Origin of the sequence: Pseudaminobacter soli (ex Li et al. 2025) (assembly GCF_003012705.1) — a bacterium.
Taxonomy (GTDB): Bacteria; Pseudomonadota; Alphaproteobacteria; order Rhizobiales; family Rhizobiaceae; genus Pseudaminobacter; species Pseudaminobacter soli.
Map to the genome: position 1 here is coordinate 230,183 of NZ_PXYL01000004.1, position 16,843 is coordinate 247,025.

Below are 16,843 nucleotides of genomic sequence, written 5' to 3' on the forward strand. Positions count from 1 at the left end.
CCGCCCCTCATGAGGGCGGCGGAGATCGGCTCGGGAACTATTCCTTGCTGATGAAGCGCGAAGGATGGATGTCCATCACATTGTCATCGAAGCCATGAAGCTTCGACGAAACGATGTTGTGATAGCTGTAGTAGAGAACCGGAATGACGCCGGTGTCGTCCATAAGGACGCGTTCAGCGTCGGCCAGGTTCTTCATGCGCTCTTCCGGCTTGCCGCCGGCAGCGGCTGCCTTGTCCATCGCTTCCTCGAACTTCGGGCTGTCGTAGTTCGAGTAGTTGTTGCCGCTGGCCTTGCGGGAGATGCCCAGGAACGTTTCAGGATCCTTGTAGTCCGCGATCCAGCCGGCGCGCGCTATGTCGTAATTGCCCTTCTCCTGAAGGAAGGAATAGTGGGTCTTTGTGTCGGTGTTGAGCAGCGACACCTCGACGCCAAGCGGCTTGAGCTGCTCCTGGATGGCGACGGCCGTGTTCTTGTGGTTCTCCGACGTGTTGTAGCGGATTTCCATCTTCAGCGGCTTGTCGGGACCATAGCCGAGCTTGGCCAGGATTTCCTTGGCCTTGTCCTCGCGGTCGATCTGCGACTCGTCGGCATAGGACGCCATCGCAGGCGTATAGCCGTCAATCCCGGGAGGCACCATGGAATAGCCCGGCAGCATGGAGTTCTGCCAAACCTTCTCGGCGATGAAATCGCGATCTATCGCCATGGAGATGGCCTCGCGCAGTTCCGGATTGTTCCACGGCTCCTTGTCGGTCTTGATGGCGAAGTAGTAGGTGCCGAGATACGGCCCGACGCGAATCTGATCGCCGAATTTGGCCTTCAGGTCGCCCAGCTGTTCAGTCGGCAGATCGTCGTAGCTGTCCATTTCGCCAGCTTCGAAACGTTTCATCGCCGCCGAGCGATCCTCGGTCATGATGTAGTTGACCGTATCGACCTTGATGCTGCCCGCATCCCAGAACTTCGGATTCTTGACCAGCTTGATGTGATCGTTGGGAACCCATTCAGCGAGCATAAAGGTGCCGTTGGAGACCAGGTTGCCGGGCTTGATCCAATCGGTGCCGAGCTTATCCATGGAAGCCTTGTTCACCGGGTAGGTCGCCTGGTGCGTCAGCATTTCCAGGAAGTAAGGCGTCGGCGCCTTCAGCGTGACCTGAAGGGTGTGTGCGTCGATTGCCTTGATGCCCATCTCCTCGGGCTTGGCCTTCCCGTTGTTCACTTCCTCGGCATTGACTACCGGATAGAGCATCGAGGCGTATTCGGCCGCGGTTGCCGGATCTTCGAGGCGGTGGAAGGCATAGACGAAGTCATCGGCCGTCACAGGCGTGCCGTCGGACCAGACGCCGTCGCTACGAAGCTTGAACGTGTAGACGGTGCCGTCATCCGAGACTGTCCAGCTTTCAGCCGCGCCCGGAATGAGGTTTGCCTTCTCGTCCTGCATGACCAGGCCCTGGAACAGGTCGCGCAGGACGTGGGCTTCGTAAACCGTCGAGGTCTTATGCGGATCGAGCGATTCAGGCTCGGCCGACAAGCCGCGGTTATAGATTATTTCGGCGAGCGACGGCGTCAGCATCATGCCGCTCGCCATCGATACACTGGCCGCAAATACCGTCGCTTTCAGGAAGTTCTTGAGCATCTTGTCTCTCTCCCGGCTTGTCGTCATCCCAAAATGACGAGCAAGTGCTTTTGGCGCCCCTCGGCCGAAGTCTCCTCCCTCGGCCTCGTTGAGCGAGCCGACGCCCCTCCAGGACGCCGTTCTGGCGCAGACACTAGCGAGCGAGAATTTTTATTTCAACAGACTCTGCTCATCACCCAAAGTAAGCTTGTCCTATCTTGGCCGGCAAACAGCGTCTGCCGCGTCAAATGCTTGAACAACCATAGGTTACATGGCTCAAGACAGGCGCGTACCTTCGCCGCCGTTGCGCAAACGACTTGCGCCTGAGCGTTCGCTTCGGCCAGGTCGATATTGGCGTCAACGGCGCAAGCTACAGTGCTCGGTATTGGTGCAGTAACCGCGACTACGTCAGTCTGCCCACAAAAGCCGTCAGCGGCGGGAGTGAAACCGAGTTTGCGCCGATTTCCACGGCCTCGCTGCCGGGCAGGCCGGCGGACCGCACGCGTCTCAAGTCCGACGGCAACGGCCAGCACGCCGGCTCATCGGCAAAATTGAAGACACAGAGCAGCGTCTCGCCGTCGGCCCGGCGCAGGAAGGCGAGAAGATCGCCTTCTGCGTCGAGGAATTCTATCGAACCGCCGATCAGCGCCGGATGCTGCCGCCTGAATTCCAGCACGGCGCGATAGCGCCATAGCACCGAAGTCGGATCGGCTTCCTCGACATCGACGGCATGGGAAAGATGTTCCATCGGTACCGGCAGCCACGGCTTGCCGGTCGTGAAGCCGGCATTCTTGGCACCGGCCTCCCACACCATCGGCGTTCGGCAGCCGTCGCGGCCCTTGAAGCCCGGCCAGAAGCGGATGCCATAAGGATCGCGCAGATCCTCGAAGGCGATCTCAGCCTCGGTCAGCCCAAGCTCCTCCCCCTGATAGAGGCAGATCGAGCCGCGCAGGCAGGCAAGCAGCGCAATCGCAAACTTGGCTACAGCGTCGGTGTCTTCGCCAGGCTTCGTCCAGCGAGAGACGTGGCGCACCACGTCATGGTTGGAAAAGGCCCAGCAGACCCAGCCGTCCTTCACTGCGTTTTCGAAGGCAAGGACGGATTTCTTCACATGCGCCGCCGAGAATTCGGGGCTCAGCAGATCGAAGGTGTAGCACATCTGCAGCTTGTCGCCGCCGCCGGTATAGGCGGCCACGGTCTGAAGCGAGCGCGTACCGTCGCCCACCTCGCCAACCGCGGCCCGCCCGCCATACTCGTTGAGAAGGCTGCGAAACCGTTTCAGGAACTCCAGGTTTTCCGGCTGCGTCTTGTCGTAGAGGTGGTTCTGGTAGCCATAGGGGTTGGTGTCGGGAATGTCGTTGGCCGCGCCCGGCGGCATCGGCGGATTGTCGCGCAGCAGGCGGTCGTGGACATAGAAATTCACCGTATCGAGCCGGAAACCGTCGACGCCGCGCTCGAGCCAGAAGCGCACCGTGTCCAGCAGCGCCGCCTGTACTTCCGCATTGTGAAAATTGAGGTCCGGCTGCGAGGCAAGGAAGTTGTGCAGGTAATATTGCCGGCGCGTCGAATCCCATTCCCACGCCGGCCCGCCAAAGATCGACAGCCAGTTGTTGGGCGCCGTGCCATCCGGCTTCGGGTCGGCCCAGACATACCAATCGGCCTTGGGGTTGTCGCGGCTCGAACGGCTTTCGATAAACCAGGGATGCCGGTCGGAAGAATGCGAGAGCACCTGGTCGATGATCACCTTCAGTCCATACCGGTGCGCCTCGGCCACTAGTTCGTCGAAGTCCCCGAGGGTGCCGAACATCGGATCGACGGCGCAGTAATCCGACACGTCATAGCCCATGTCGGCCATGGGCGACTTGAAAAAGGGCGACAGCCAGATCGCATCGACGCCGAGCGATGCAATGTAGGCCATGCGCTTCGTGACGCCTTTCAGATCGCCGCTGCCGTCGCCTGTCGTGTCCTGAAACGAGCGCGGATAGACCTGATAGATGACGCAGCCACGCCACCAGTTGGCATCCCTCGCCTCGATCATCACCGTTCTCCTTCGACCGCGCTTTCCCGTGCAAATAGAACCGAGCGCCCGGGCACAAGCAAGCCGCCTTCCACCGCCCGTAGGTCGGCCGGCAGCGCCCCGCGCCACCAGAACCCGCCGCGCGGCGGCAATGCGAACGCCGTCGAACGCCGATCGGCATTGAACAGGATGGCCAGCCGCCCGCCGCCTGCGTCGCCGCCGTCCAGAAGCATCGTCAGACGCCGACGCTCCGGGTCGTTCCACTCCGCGACCTCCAACGGCGTTCCCGTTTCCGAGAGCCATTCAACATCCGGCATATCGCGCCCGGACAGCGGCTGGCCGATGAGGAAGTCCGTTGCGGACAGCGCCGGCACGCTTTTGCGCAGCGCCGCAAGTGCGGCGACATGCTCTTCAAGCGCAAGATCCTTGTTACCCCAGTCGAGCCAGGTGATTTCATTGTCCTGCGCATAGGCGTTGTTGTTGCCGCTCTGGGTGCGGCCGAATTCGTCGCCTGCGGTCAGCATGATCGTCCCGCGCGAGGCAAATAGCGTCGACAACAGCGCGCGCAAGTCTCGCTCACGGCGTTCGTTCACCTCGGCGTCAGTGGTCTTCCCCTCAACACCGTTGTTCCACGAGAAATTTTCGTCGTGGCCGTCGCGATTTTCCTCGCCATTGGCGGCGTTGTGCTTGTGTTCATAGGAGACGAGATCGGCCAGCGTCATGCCGTCATGCGCGGCGATGAAATTGACGCTGCGGGTTCGGGTAGCCCCAGCAAAGACGTCGGAAGAACCGGCGAGCCTTGTCGCCAGCGCGCCGACCCCGCCATCGCCGCGCCAGAAGCGGCGGACGTCGTCGCGATAGCGGTCGTTCCATTCCTGAAAGGGCGGCCGGAACCCTCCCAGCCGATAGCCGCCCGGCCCGATGTCCCAGGGCTCGGCGATCATCACCCTGTCGGCAAGTTCCGGATCGGCCCGCATGGCCGCAAGCAAGGGCGCGTCGGGATCGAAGCCTGATGCGGTTCGGCCAAGAACTGTCGCAAGGTCGAAGCGGAACCCATCGACGCCCGTATGGCGCACGAAATGGCGAAGCGCGTCGAGGATCATTTCCAGAACGATCGCATGGCCGCAGGCAAGCGTGTTACCGGTGCCGGTGTCGTTGACCAGCCGGCCATCCTCGCCGTGGCGATAATAAGCGCGGGCATCCAGCCCGCGCAGCGACAGCGTCGGGCCGAGTTCGTCGCTCTCGCCGGTGTGGTTGAAGACGAGGTCGAGGATCACACCGATGCCCGCCGCACGCAACGCCACCACCGTGTCGCGCAGTTCGATGATGCCGCCCGGCGCAAGGCGCGGATCGAGCGCCATGAAGCTGACGGGGTTGTAGCCCCATGCATTGCTGAGGCCGAGAGGCGGCAGGTGCCGTTCGTCTATCCAGGCAGTGATCGGCATCAATTCGACGGCCGAGACACCGAGCTTCTTCAGATGCTCGATGACGGCCGGATGCGCCAGCGCTCCGATCGTGCCGCGCTGGGCCTCCGGTATGTCCGGATGAAGCCGTGTGAAGGCGCGGACGGACAGTTCGTAGATCAGCCCGCCGGCGCGAAATAGCGGCGGCTGGGAGGCGAGTGGCGCAGGAAGGTCCGTCACGATTGCCTTGGGTATCAGCGACGCGGTGTCGCCACCCTCGCCGCGCCTTGCCGCCAGCCTCGGGTCATAACGGTAGGGGCGGTCGATGGCGACCGCGTAAGGGTCGACCAGCAACTTATCGGGATCAAACCAGAGGCCGCGCTCGGGCGCATAGTCGCCATCGGCGCGAAAGCCGTAGCGCGCACCGGGCGCGAGGCCGGACACGAAGGTCGAGTGAACGCCCTCGCTCTGCGGTTCGAGCGGGATGTGCTCCAGCTCGCGCTCGCCGGCTGCATCGAAGATCGAAACCCAGAGGCGTCTGGCCGCGCTCGACCAGACGGAAAAGCGAACGCCATCGGCGCCAAGCCTGGCGCCAAAACGAGGTGGACAGAGCGGAAACGGCAAGCCGCTCAGGTGATGACGCTCGGCTTGCTGCGGCCGGTATGAGCGTGGATGCCGGCGATGTCGTCGGCGGCCACGATCAGGTCGGCAAGCGTTGCCTGCGTGTCGAGATCGTGCTTCGACGGATCAGGCTCGTAGCGTTCGACATAGAGCCGAACGGTAGCACCCGATGTGCCGGTGCCCGAAAGGCGCAATACGATCCGCGAACCGCCTTCAAACAGGATGCGGATGCCCTGGTGGTCGCTCTGCGAGCCGTCGACCGGATCGTGATAGGAGAAATCGTCCGCCTTCTCGATCTTCATGCCGTTCACCGTCGTGCCGGCAAGGCTCGGCAGCTTGGCGCGCAGCTCGTCGACCATCTTGTTCGCGCGATCGGCCTCGACCTCCTCATAATCATGGCGCGTGTAGTAGTTTCGGCCGTATGTCGCCCAATGTTCCCTGGCGATGTCCTTCACGCTCTCCCTGCGCACGGCCAGGATGTTCAGCCACAGAAGCACGGCCCACAGCCCATCCTTCTCACGCACATGGTTGGAACCGGTGCCGGCACTTTCCTCGCCGCAGATGGTTGCCATGCCCGCGTCCAGCAGATTGCCGAAGAACTTCCAGCCGGTCGGCGTCTCATACATGCCGATACCCAGCTTGGCCGCGACGTGGTCGGCAGCACCACTGGTCGGCATGGAGCGGGCAATGCCCTTCAGTCCCGCCTTGTAGCCCGGCGCGAGATGCGCGTTCGCCGCCAGCATCGCCAGCGAATCCGAAGGCGTGATGAAGATGCCGCGGCCGATGATCAGGTTGCGATCGCCGTCACCGTCGGAAGCCGCGCCGAAGTCCGGCGCGTCGGGTGCCATCATCGCGTCGTAGAGATGCTTGGCATGGACGAGATTTGGATCGGGATGATGCCCACCGAAATCCGGCAGCGGGTGATAGTTGCGTGCCGTGTGGTCCGGCGCGCCAAGCCGGTTTTCGAGAATTTCCTTGGCGTAAGGCCCGGTCACGGCATGCATGGCGTCGAAACGCATGCGGAAGCCCGACTTGAACAGTTCTCTGATCGCGTCGAAATCGAACAGGCTTTCCATCAGCTCGGCATAGTCGGCAACGGAATCGATGACCTCCACGGTCATGCCGGCCACATCGACCTTGCCGACCTTGTCGATGTCGACCGCCGGGATATCGGCGATCAGATAGCGCGAGATCGACTTGCTGCGCTGGTAGATGGCGTTGGTGATCTTCTCCGGCGCGGGGCCGCCGTTCTCGATATTGTACTTGATGCCAAAATCGCCGTGCGGGCCGCCGGGATTGTGGCTGGCCGAGAGGATGATGCCGCCAAAAGCCTTGTATTTGCGGATGACGTTCGAGGCGGCAGGCGTGGACAGGATGCCGCCCTGCCCCACGATCACCCGGCCGAAGCCGTTGGCCGCCGCCATGGCCAGCACGGTCTGCACGACCTCACGATTGTAGTAGCGGCCGTCGCCGCCCAGCACCAGCGTCTTGCCCTGAAAGCCCTCGAGCGCGTCGAAGATCGACTGGACGAAGTTCTCGACATAGTGCGGCTGCTGGAATTCCGGCACCTTCTTGCGCAGGCCCGAAGTGCCGGGCTTCTGGTCGTCGAACGGTTTGGTGGCAATTGTCTTGTTCATTGGTCGACCGTCTGTTTCGAAATCAGCGAATTATAAAGTTCAACGTATCTGGCGGCGCTTCGATCCCACGAAACATCGGCTTTCATGCCCTGAAGCTGCAATGCCTGCCAAACTACTGGCTCAGAATAGGCTCTCAGCGCGCGCCGAACCGCGTGCAGCAAGGCATCGCCGCTTTCGGGGGCAAACTGGAAGCCAGTGGCCACCCCGGCCGAAAGCGCCGCCTCGTTGGCGTCGATCACCGTGTCGGCGAGCCCACCCGTTCGCGCCACGATCGGCACGCAGCCATAGCGCAGGCCGTAAAGCTGGGTCAGCCCGCAAGGCTCGAAGCGGGACGGGATGAGGATCGCATCGCAGCCGCCCTGCATGAGATGCGACAGCGCCTCGTCATAGCCGATGACCACGCCGACGCGGCCGCGATGCCGCGCGGCGGCGGCCAACAGCGCCCCCTCCAGACCCTGATCTCCCGAGCCGAGTACGGCAAGCCTGCCGCCGCTGGCGACGATCTGGTCGAGGATGGGGATCAAAATGTCCATGCCTTTCTGCCAGGTCAGGCGACTGACCACGCAGAAGATGGGGCCGGCACCATGGTCGAGATTGAAGCGCTCTTCGACCGCCCGCTTGTTGGCCGCGCGCGCACTCAGCGTCTTCGCCGAATAAGCCGCGGCAACGTGCCCGTCCGTCTCGGGGTTCCATATCTCGACATCGATGCCGTTGACGATGCCGTGCAGATCGCCGGCGCGCAGGTTGATCAGCCCGTCGAGCCCCATGCCAAAGGCCGGCGTGCGGATTTCCTGCGCATAGGTCGGACTGACGGTGGTGATGGCGGATGCCGCCTGAAGCCCAGCCTTGAGAAAACCGACGCCGCCGTAATATTCGACGCCGTCGAGCGTCATGGCGTTGTCCGGCAGGCCAAGCTGCGGAAAGATGGAGGCCGGAAAGCTGCCCTGGAAGGCCAGATTGTGCACGGTCATGACCGAGGGCACCGAAGGCGCGCGGCCATAGCGCATATAGGCAAGCGTCATCGCCGCCTGCCAGTCATGCGCGTGGACGATGTCGGGCGCGTAGCCGGCCACCCTGCCGCCGGCCAGATCGGCACCGACCACGCCAAGCGCCGCGAAGCGCCGCCAGTTGTCCGGCCAGTCGGCGCCGGTCGCGTCGCCATAGGGCCCGCCGACACGGTCGAACAGATGCGGCGCATCGAGCACAAACAGGTCGAGGCCGGCGGTCTCGGCGGAATAGACTGCCGCCTTGCCGCCGTGCAGGTCCGGATAGGCGAGCAGCGGCTTCTTCTTGTTGAAAGCCGCCATCACCGCCGGATAGCCGGGCACCAGCGAGCGCATGGAAACACCCTGTCCGGCCAGCGCAAGCGGCAGGGCGCCTGCCACGTCAGCGAGCCCGCCGGTCTTCACCAGCGGAAAAATCTCCGGCGTGACGGAAAGCACCTGCATGCGCGAATCCTAGTTGCTGAGCCTGTCGATCATGTCCTGCGTGATCAGGCAAATGCCTTTTTCAGACACTCTGAAACGCTTCGCATCCATCTCGGGATCTTCTCCCACGACAAGGCCTTCGGGAATGTGAACGCCATGGTCGATGATCGCCCGTTTGAGATGCGCATTGCGGCCCACGACGCAGTCCGGCAGCATCACCACCTCCTCCAGCGAGGAATAGGAATTGATGCGCGCGCCGGTGAAGACGAGGCTGCGCTTGAGTGCAGCACCCGAAACGATGCAGTCGCCCGCGATCAGCGACGACACGGCCGAGCCGCGGCGGCCGTCCTCGTCATGCACGAACTTTGCCGGCGGCTTCAGCTCGGCATAGGTCCAGATCGGCCAGTCGCGGTCGTAAAGATCGAGTTCGGGCGTCACGTCGGTCAGGTCGATATTGGCTTCCCAATAGGCGTCGATGGTGCCGACATCGCGCCAGTACGCTCCTGATTCCGACGTCGAGCGCACGCAGGATTTCGCGAAGCGGTGCGCCACCGCCTTACCGTTCCTGACGATGTGGGGAATGATGTCCTTGCCGAAATCGCGACTCGAACCCGGATCGGCAGCGTCGCGCCGCAGTTGGTCGAGCAGGAATTTCGTGCGGAACACATAGATGCCCATCGAAGCCAGCGCAAAATCCGGCTTGTCTGGCATGCCCGGCGGATCGGCCGGCTTCTCGATGAAGGAGATGATGGTGTCGCCGTCGTCGACGTGCATGACGCCGAAGCCGGTCGCCTCGGCGCGTGGCACTTCCAGGCACCCAACCGTTACGTCCGCCTTGGCGTCCACGTGCTGACGCAGCATCAACTCGTAGTCCATCTTGTAGATGTGGTCGCCGGCCAGGATGACCATGAATTCCGGCCCGTAGGACTCGATGATGTCGATGTTCTGGTAGACAGCGTCGGCCGTGCCTTCATACCACTGCGTTTCGGAAACGCGCTGGCTGGCCGGCAGTACATCGAAGCTCTCGTTTCGCTCGGGGCGCAAAAAGTTCCAGCCGCGCTGCAAGTGGCGGATCAGCGAGTGCGCCTTGTACTGGGTAGCCACGCCAAGGCGGCGAATGCCGGAATTGAGCGCGTTGGAGAGGGCAAAATCGATGATGCGCGTCTTGCCGCCGAAATAGACCGCGGGTTTTGCCCTGCGGTCGGTCAATTCCTTCAGCCGGCTTCCCCTGCCCCCCGCCAGCACATAGGCCATGGCATCGCGCGCCAGCGGCTGCGGTCTTTTCGTCGTGTCCATCGTAACCCTCCCAAGTCACCCTTCCCGAACGAATTCCAGCATGATGGTGGCCAGCGGCGGCAGAAGCAGCGTGCCGTGGATGTTTCCATCGGCACCAGCCACCGCTTCCACCAAACCGCCATTTCCCCTGCCCGACCCGCCATAGTCCGACGCGTCGGTATTGACGATCTCGCGCCACTTCCCCGCCTCGGGCAGCGGCAGCCGGTAGTCCTCGCGCGGTACCGGCGTGAAATTGGAAATGACGGCGACCGGCGCTTCGCCCGGTGCCTTGCGCAGCCAGGCGAAGACGGAATTCTGGCGATCGTCGACGATCAGCCAGGAAAAGCCGTCCGGCTCGCAATCGCGCGCATGCAGCGCCGGCCGCGAGCGGTAGACATGATTGAGATCGCGGATCAGTTGCTGCACGCCGCGGTGCGGCGCGTATTCCAGCAGCTGCCAGTCGAGCGCACGCGCCTCGCTCCATTCGCTGCGCTGGGCGAACTCCTGCCCCATGAACAGCAGCTTCTTGCCCGGATAGCCCCACATGAAGCCGTAGTAGGCGCGCAGCGTCGCGAATTTCTGCCAGTCGTCACCGGCCATCTTGTGCAGCAGCGTGCCTTTGCCGTGCACCACCTCATCATGCGACAGCGGCAAGACGAAATTCTCGCTGAAGGCATAGACCAGCCCGAAGGTGATCTCCTCATGATGGTGCGTCCGGTGGATGGGCTCGCGCGCCAGATAGGCGAGCGTGTCGTTCATAAATCCCATGTTCCACTTGAAGCCGAAGCCTAAGCCCCCCTCATGCACCGGCTGCGACACCTTCGGCCAGGAAGTCGACTCCTCGGCGATCGTCATCACGCCGGGATTGCGGCCATAGACCTCCTTGTTCATCTGCTGGAGGAAGCTGACGGCTTCGAGGTTCTCGCGCCCGCCCTTCTCGTTGGGGATCCATTCGCTTTCCTTGCGCGAATAATCGAGGTAGAGCATCGAGGCGACAGCATCCACGCGCAGCCCGTCGAGATGGTATTTATCGGCCCAGAACAGGGCGTTGTTGACGAGGTAGGACACAACCTCGCGGCGGCCGAAATTGTAGATCGCGGTGTTCCAGTCGGGATGAAAACCCTTTCGGGGGTCGGCATGCTCGTAGAGCGCGGTACCGTCGAAATGCTCGAGCCCATGCGGATCGACCGGGAAATGCGCCGGCACCCAGTCGAGGATCACTCCGATGCCCGCGCGATGGGCGCCGTCGACGAAGCGGGCAAAGCCTTCCGGCTCGCCGAAGCGCGCTGTCGGCGCGTAGAGGCCGGTGGTCTGGTAGCCCCATGACGGATCGTAGGGATGCTCCGTCACCGGCATGAACTCGATATGGGTAAAACCCATCCCGACCACATAGGGAATCAGCCGGTCGGCCAGTTCCTCCCACGACAGGAAAGAACCGTCCTCGCGGCGCTGCCAGGAGCCGGCATGAACCTCGTAGATCGAGATCGGCTGGCGCCGCGCGTCGGCCTTGCTCCAGAAATCACGATGCTTGCCGTCTCCCCAGTGATGCGACAGCGGCGCCATCGTCACCGAGGCGGTGGCTGGCCGAAGCTCGGAGCGGAAGGCAAAGGGGTCGGCCTTCAGCGGCCGTGTCTCTCCGTTCGGGCCAACGATCTCGAATTTATAGGCACGGCCAGCACCGATATCCGGGACAAAAATCTCCCAAACGCCGATGTCCTGCCTGCGGCGCATGGCATGGCGGCGGCCGTCCCATTCGTTGAAATCGCCGACCACCGAGACGCGCCGCGCATTGGGCGCCCAGACGGCGAAATGCACGCCCTCCGCGCCCTGGTGCTGGATGAGATGCGCGCCGAGCTTGTTGAAAAGCCTCAAATGCGAGCCTTCGGCGATGAAGTAGTCATCCATCGGCCCGAGCACCGGCCCGAAGGAATAGGCGTCGGTCAGCCACCATTCGCCGCCGGCATTGCTGGCGCGGTATTTCAGGGGCTGGCGCTTGCGGATTGAAAGCCGGCCTTCGAAAAAGCCCGCTTCGTCGCGGCGAACCAGTGCCCCGACCTCCTTGCCCGCGAGGGTGAAGGCGGTGACGCATTCGGCATGGGGTATGAAGCTGCGGGCGACGAAGGCCTTGTCCGCTTGCTGGATGCCGAGGACAGCGAAGGGATCGCCATGGGTGCCGGCAACAATCGCCCTGACATCGGCGGCCGAGGCTGCCCCCGGCAATTCCGTCATTGCGATCCCGGCACGCGCTCCCCTCATATCCTCGCGTCCCTCCCCCTCAACTCAGGCTACTCATTCGGCCTCTTCTTGCAATCACAAATCATGCCGGCACGTTCCAAATTTCGCGGGCGTATTGGCGGATAGTGCGGTCGGACGAGAACCAGCCCATCCGCGCGACATTGCGGATCGCCCTCGCGTTCCAGTCCGGGCTGTCGCCCCAGACGGCATCGACCTGCCGCTGCGTGGCCGCATAGGCATCGAAATCGGCCGCGACCATGAACCAGTCATGGTCGTAGAGCCCGGAGATCAGGTCGCGATAGCGGTTCGGATCGTCGGGCGAGAACACGCCCGACGAGATCGCCGCCAGCGCCTGCGACAGCTCCGGCGAGGTTTCGATCACCCCGCGCGGCGCGTAACCGCCATTGCGGCGCTCGGCCACCTCCTGCGCCGTCAGGCCGAAGATGAAGATGTTGTCGGCGCCGACATGCTCGCGGATTTCGACATTGGCCCCGTCGAGCGTGCCGATCGTCAGCGCGCCGTTCAGCGCAAACTTCATGTTGCCGGTGCCGGAGGCTTCCATGCCGGCCGTCGAAATCTGCTCGGAAAGGTCGGCCGCCGGCATCATCACCTCGGCGAGGCTGACATTGTAGTTCGGCGTGAAGACCACCTTCAGCAGGCCCCGCACCGCCGGGTCGCGGTTGATGACCCTGGCGACGTCGTTTGCCAATTTGATAATCAGCTTAGCGTTGTGATAGCTGGGCGCGGCTTTGCCGCCGAGGAATTTTACACGCGGCATCCAATCGCGCTCGGGATGCGAGCGGATCTGATCGTAGAGCGCCACCGCCTCGATGATGTTGAGCAGCTGGCGCTTGTATTCGTGGATGCGCTTGATCTGGATGTCGAACAGCGCCGACGGATCGAGTTTTATCCCCTGCCGTTCCGCAACGATCGAGGCCAGACGCGCCTTGTTGGCGCGCTTCACAGCCGCAAACTTCTCGCGGAAGGCGGCATCGCCGGCAAAGGCATCGAGCTCCGTCAGCGCCGCGATATCGTCGAGGAAGCGGTCGCCGATCGCCTCGCGGATCAGCCCGGTCAGGCCCGCATTGCACTGGAACAGCCAGCGACGCTGGGTGATGCCGTTGGTCTTGTTGTTTATCCGCGACGGATAGAGCCGGTGCAGGTCGGCGAAAACCGTCTCCTTCATCAGCTCGGTATGCAGAGCGGACACGCCGTTGATGGAGTGCGAGCCGGCAAAGGCAAGGTTGCCCATGCGCACGCGCCGCTCGCCATTTTCCTCGATCAACGAGATGCGGGCGATCTGCTCGCCGTCGAACTGCCCGGTCGTGCGCGCCTCGTGCAGAAGCTGCGCATTGATCGCGTAGACGATCTGCATGTGACGCGGCAGAAGCCGCTCGAACAGCGGCACCGGCCAGCTTTCCAGCGCCTCGGGCAACAGCGTGTGGTTGGTGTAGGCGAAGGTGCCCTTGGTGATGCCCCAGGCGGTATCGAAGTCGATGCCGTGCACATCCATCAAGAGCCGCATCAGCTCGGCCACGGCTACCGACGGATGCGTGTCGTTCAGATGGATCGCCGCCTTCTCGGGCAGCGAGTGCAACTCGCCGTATTGGCTCAGATGCCGCTGGATGATGTCCTGCAGCGAAGCGGTGGTGAAAAAGTACTCCTGCCGCAGTCGCAATTCCTGTCCCGCCGGGCTGGAGTCCGCCGGATAGAGCACGCGCGACAGCGCATCGGCCTTGTTGCTTTCGCGCAGCGCTCCGATGTGGTCGCCGGCATTGAAGGCGTCGAGCAGGATCGGGTCCACCGGCATGCCGGCCCACAGCCTCAGCGTGTTCACACGATTGCCACGCCAGCCGACCACCGGCGTGTCATAGGCAACTGCCAGCACCCGCTCCTGCGGCCGCCAGACATGCCGCTCCAGTCGACCGTCCTTGGCGGCGACCTGTTCGACCGTGCCGCCAAAACCCACTTCAAAGGAGCGCTCGCGCCGCTCGAACTCCCACGGATTGCCGTGGTCGAGCCAGGTTTCTGGCAGTTCCACCTGCCAGCCGTCGGAGATTTCCTGACGGAACATGCCGTTGGCGTAGCGGATGCCGTAGCCATGCGCGGGCACGTCCACAGTCGCCATGCTTTCCATGAAGCAGGCGGCAAGCCGGCCCAGGCCGCCATTGCCGAGTGCCGCGTCCGGCTCAAGCGTCGCGATCACGTCCAACTCGACGCCGAGCGAGCCGAGTGCGGCGCGCATGTCCTCCATCATGCCGAGATTGGAGAAGGCATCGCGCATCAGCCGGCCGATGAGGAACTCCAGCGAGAGATAATAGACCCGCTTGGCGCTCTGCTCGTAGGCCTGCTTGGTCGACTTCACCCAGTGGTCGATGATGCGGTCGCGCACGACCAGAATCGCCGCGGTCAGCCAGTCATATTGCGTGGCGACGGTCGCATCCTTGCCGACCCTGTATTTCAGGGCCTGAAGGATTTCGGCGGCCAGCGCCTCGATGTCGGATGTCTGCGGAGTCTGCAATGGAAGTCCGTATGCGGATGCAAGCTTCATGTCGCCTCTCGAGCGCTGTCGGTAGGCGTCCTCGCGGCAAGGCCAAGCATCCTCCCGCTCGACAACTTACCCAATCCGCCCGCATTTTCAATCGACCAAGGAGCGCCCAAGATCATGCGGCAACCGCTTCCTCCGGCGGCGCCTTGGCCCCGGTCATGAAGGCGACAGCGTCCGACATCGTGTATTCCTTCGGGTCGATCACGCAGAGCCGACGGCCGAGGCGGTGCACATGGATGCGGTCGGCCACCTCGAAGACATGGGGCATGTTGTGCGAGATGAGCACAATCGGCAGGCCGCGGCGCTTCACGTCGAGGATCAGTTCCAGCACGCGGCGCGACTCCTTCACGCCGAGCGCCGCGGTTGGCTCATCCATGATCACCACCTTGGAGCCGAAGGCGGCTGCGCGCGCCACGGCCACGCCCTGCCGCTGGCCGCCCGACAGCGTCTCCACGGCCTGACCGATGTTCTGGATTGTCATCAGGCCAAGCTCGCTCAGTTTTTCGCGGGCGCGCTTTTCCATGACCGCGCGGTCGAGCATGCGGAACCACTTTCCGAGCGGGCCGGGTTTGCGGATTTCGCGGCCGAGGAACATGTTGTCGGCGATCGAAAGCGCTGGCGACAGAGCCAGGTTCTGGTAGACGGTTTCGATGCCCGCATCGCGCGCCTCCATGGGCGACTTGAAGTTCACCGGCCTGCCTTCCAAACTGATCTCGCCCTCGTCCGGCGTGATGGCGCCCGATACCGCCTTGATGAGCGTGGACTTGCCGGCGCCGTTGTCGCCGATCACAGCCAGGATTTCGCCCGGATAGAGATCGAAGTCGGCATTGTTGAGCGCGGTGACGCGGCCGTAGCGCTTCACCAGACCGCGTGCGGTGAGGATCGGGTCCTGTGCCATCAGCCTGCAACCTTTCTGATCCACTGGTCGATCGCGACGGCGACGATGATCAGCGCGCCGATCAACAGATAAGTCCATTGTGGGTCCGTGCCGATGAGGCGCAGGCCGAGCGAAAAAACGCCGACGATCAGCGCCCCGAAGAGCATGCCGAGGATGGAGCCGCGGCCGCCGAACAGCGAAATGCCGCCGATCACCACGGCGGTGATGGATTCGATGTTGGTGAACTGGCCGGCGGTCGGCGAAACCGAGCCAATGCGGCCGATCAGCGCCCAGCCCGCGAGCGCGCAGATCAGTCCCGCCAGCACGTAGACCGAGACGAGCGTCCGGCTGACCCACACACCCGAGAGCTCCGCCGCGGCCGGATCGTCGCCGATCGCATAGACATGGCGTCCCCAGGCGGTGTGGTTCAGCACGTACCAGAGGACGGTCACCAAGAGCACCATCGCGATGACGCCATAGGTGAACACGGCGCCGCCCATGCGGAACGTATTGCCGAAGAACTGCAGGATCGGGGCCTGCTCCTCGATATCCTGCGAGCGGATGGTCTCATTCGCCGAATAGAGGAAGTTCGTGGCCAGAACGATCTGCCACATGCCGAGCGTGACAATGAATGGCGGCAGCCGCATGTGGGCCACCAATGCACCGTTGATCCATCCGCATATGGCGCCGACGCCAAAGCCGCACAGAATGGCGACCGACGGCGGCAGCCCATAGCGGAAGGCGAACTGCCCCATCACCACCGACGACAGCACCATTATGGCGCCCACCGACAGGTCGATGCCGGCAGTGAGGATCACCAGCGTCTGTGCTGCGCCGACGATGCCGACGATGGCGACCTGTTGCAGAATGAGGGTCATGGAGAAGGCGGAGAAGAATTTTCCGCCGATGATCACCCCGAAGGCCGAAATCGACACCACCAGCACGATCAGCGGTACCGCCGCCGGGTTGGAGTGCAGGAACTGCTGTGCCTTTTCCAGAGCCGAGCGGCTTTCGCCATCGAAATTGGCGACCGATGTGTCGCTGCCTGCAAGAACGCCTTCGAACTCCTGCGGCTGCCTGGCATTCGCCGACGCGTCACTCATCCTGCTCTCCTCCCACGGAAAACCATGTGCGTAGGTGAAGGGCGGAACCTCCGCCCCTCACGCATCGGAGACTGCCCGATCGGATCGGGCT

General features: G+C 63.2%; 10 protein-coding genes. All 10 read right to left on the reverse strand.

Features of this window, described 5'->3' with window-relative positions:
* Nucleotides 1-37 precede the first annotated feature (37 nt).
* A complete protein-coding gene (locus C7I85_RS10000) occupies nucleotides 38-1,630 on the reverse strand; it encodes a peptide ABC transporter substrate-binding protein (RefSeq protein WP_106723819.1) in 1,593 nt (530 codons plus the stop codon).
* A 382-nt stretch (nucleotides 1,631-2,012) separates the two neighbouring features.
* The gene (locus C7I85_RS10005; RefSeq protein WP_106723820.1) at nucleotides 2,013-3,647 is read right to left on the reverse strand and encodes an alpha-glucosidase family protein; all 1,635 of its coding nucleotides are present in this window, start codon (nucleotides 3,645-3,647) and stop codon (nucleotides 2,013-2,015) included.
* Nucleotides 3,647-5,653 (reverse strand): glycogen debranching protein GlgX, encoded by a 2,007-nt coding sequence (gene glgX / locus C7I85_RS10010; RefSeq protein WP_106723821.1) that lies wholly within the window; start codon nucleotides 5,651-5,653, stop codon nucleotides 3,647-3,649. The genes C7I85_RS10005 and glgX overlap by 1 nt, the downstream gene beginning before the upstream one ends.
* A 5-nt stretch (nucleotides 5,654-5,658) precedes the next feature.
* A complete protein-coding gene (locus C7I85_RS10015) occupies nucleotides 5,659-7,287 on the reverse strand; it encodes an alpha-D-glucose phosphate-specific phosphoglucomutase (protein WP_106723822.1) in 1,629 nt (542 codons plus the stop codon).
* Nucleotides 7,284-8,735 (reverse strand): glycogen synthase GlgA, encoded by a 1,452-nt coding sequence (gene glgA / locus C7I85_RS10020; RefSeq protein ID WP_106723823.1) that lies wholly within the window; start codon nucleotides 8,733-8,735, stop codon nucleotides 7,284-7,286. Before glgA ends, C7I85_RS10015 begins: the two co-directional genes overlap by 4 nt.
* 9 nt (nucleotides 8,736-8,744) lie before the next feature.
* Complete coding sequence (glgC, locus tag C7I85_RS10025; protein ID WP_106723824.1) at nucleotides 8,745-10,010, reverse strand: glucose-1-phosphate adenylyltransferase; 1,266 nt, start codon at nucleotides 10,008-10,010, stop codon at nucleotides 8,745-8,747.
* A 15-nt stretch (nucleotides 10,011-10,025) separates the two neighbouring features.
* Nucleotides 10,026-12,245 carry a 1,4-alpha-glucan branching protein GlgB gene (gene glgB, locus C7I85_RS10030; RefSeq protein ID WP_106723825.1) on the reverse strand — a complete coding sequence of 740 codons (2,220 nt, stop codon included), beginning with the start codon at nucleotides 12,243-12,245 and terminating at the stop codon, nucleotides 10,026-10,028.
* A 61-nt stretch (nucleotides 12,246-12,306) separates the two neighbouring features.
* Nucleotides 12,307-14,775 carry a glycogen/starch/alpha-glucan phosphorylase gene (locus tag C7I85_RS10035; RefSeq protein WP_106723826.1) on the reverse strand — a complete coding sequence of 823 codons (2,469 nt, stop codon included), beginning with the start codon at nucleotides 14,773-14,775 and terminating at the stop codon, nucleotides 12,307-12,309.
* Nucleotides 14,776-14,887: 112 nt separating this feature from the next.
* A complete protein-coding gene (locus C7I85_RS10040; protein WP_106723827.1) occupies nucleotides 14,888-15,670 on the reverse strand; it encodes an ATP-binding cassette domain-containing protein in 783 nt (260 codons plus the stop codon).
* Nucleotides 15,670-16,752, reverse strand: coding sequence for an ABC transporter permease (locus C7I85_RS10045; protein WP_106723828.1), 1,083 nt, complete (start codon nucleotides 16,750-16,752; stop codon nucleotides 15,670-15,672). Before C7I85_RS10045 ends, C7I85_RS10040 begins: the two co-directional genes overlap by 1 nt.
* Between the last annotated feature and the right edge of the window lie 91 nt (nucleotides 16,753-16,843).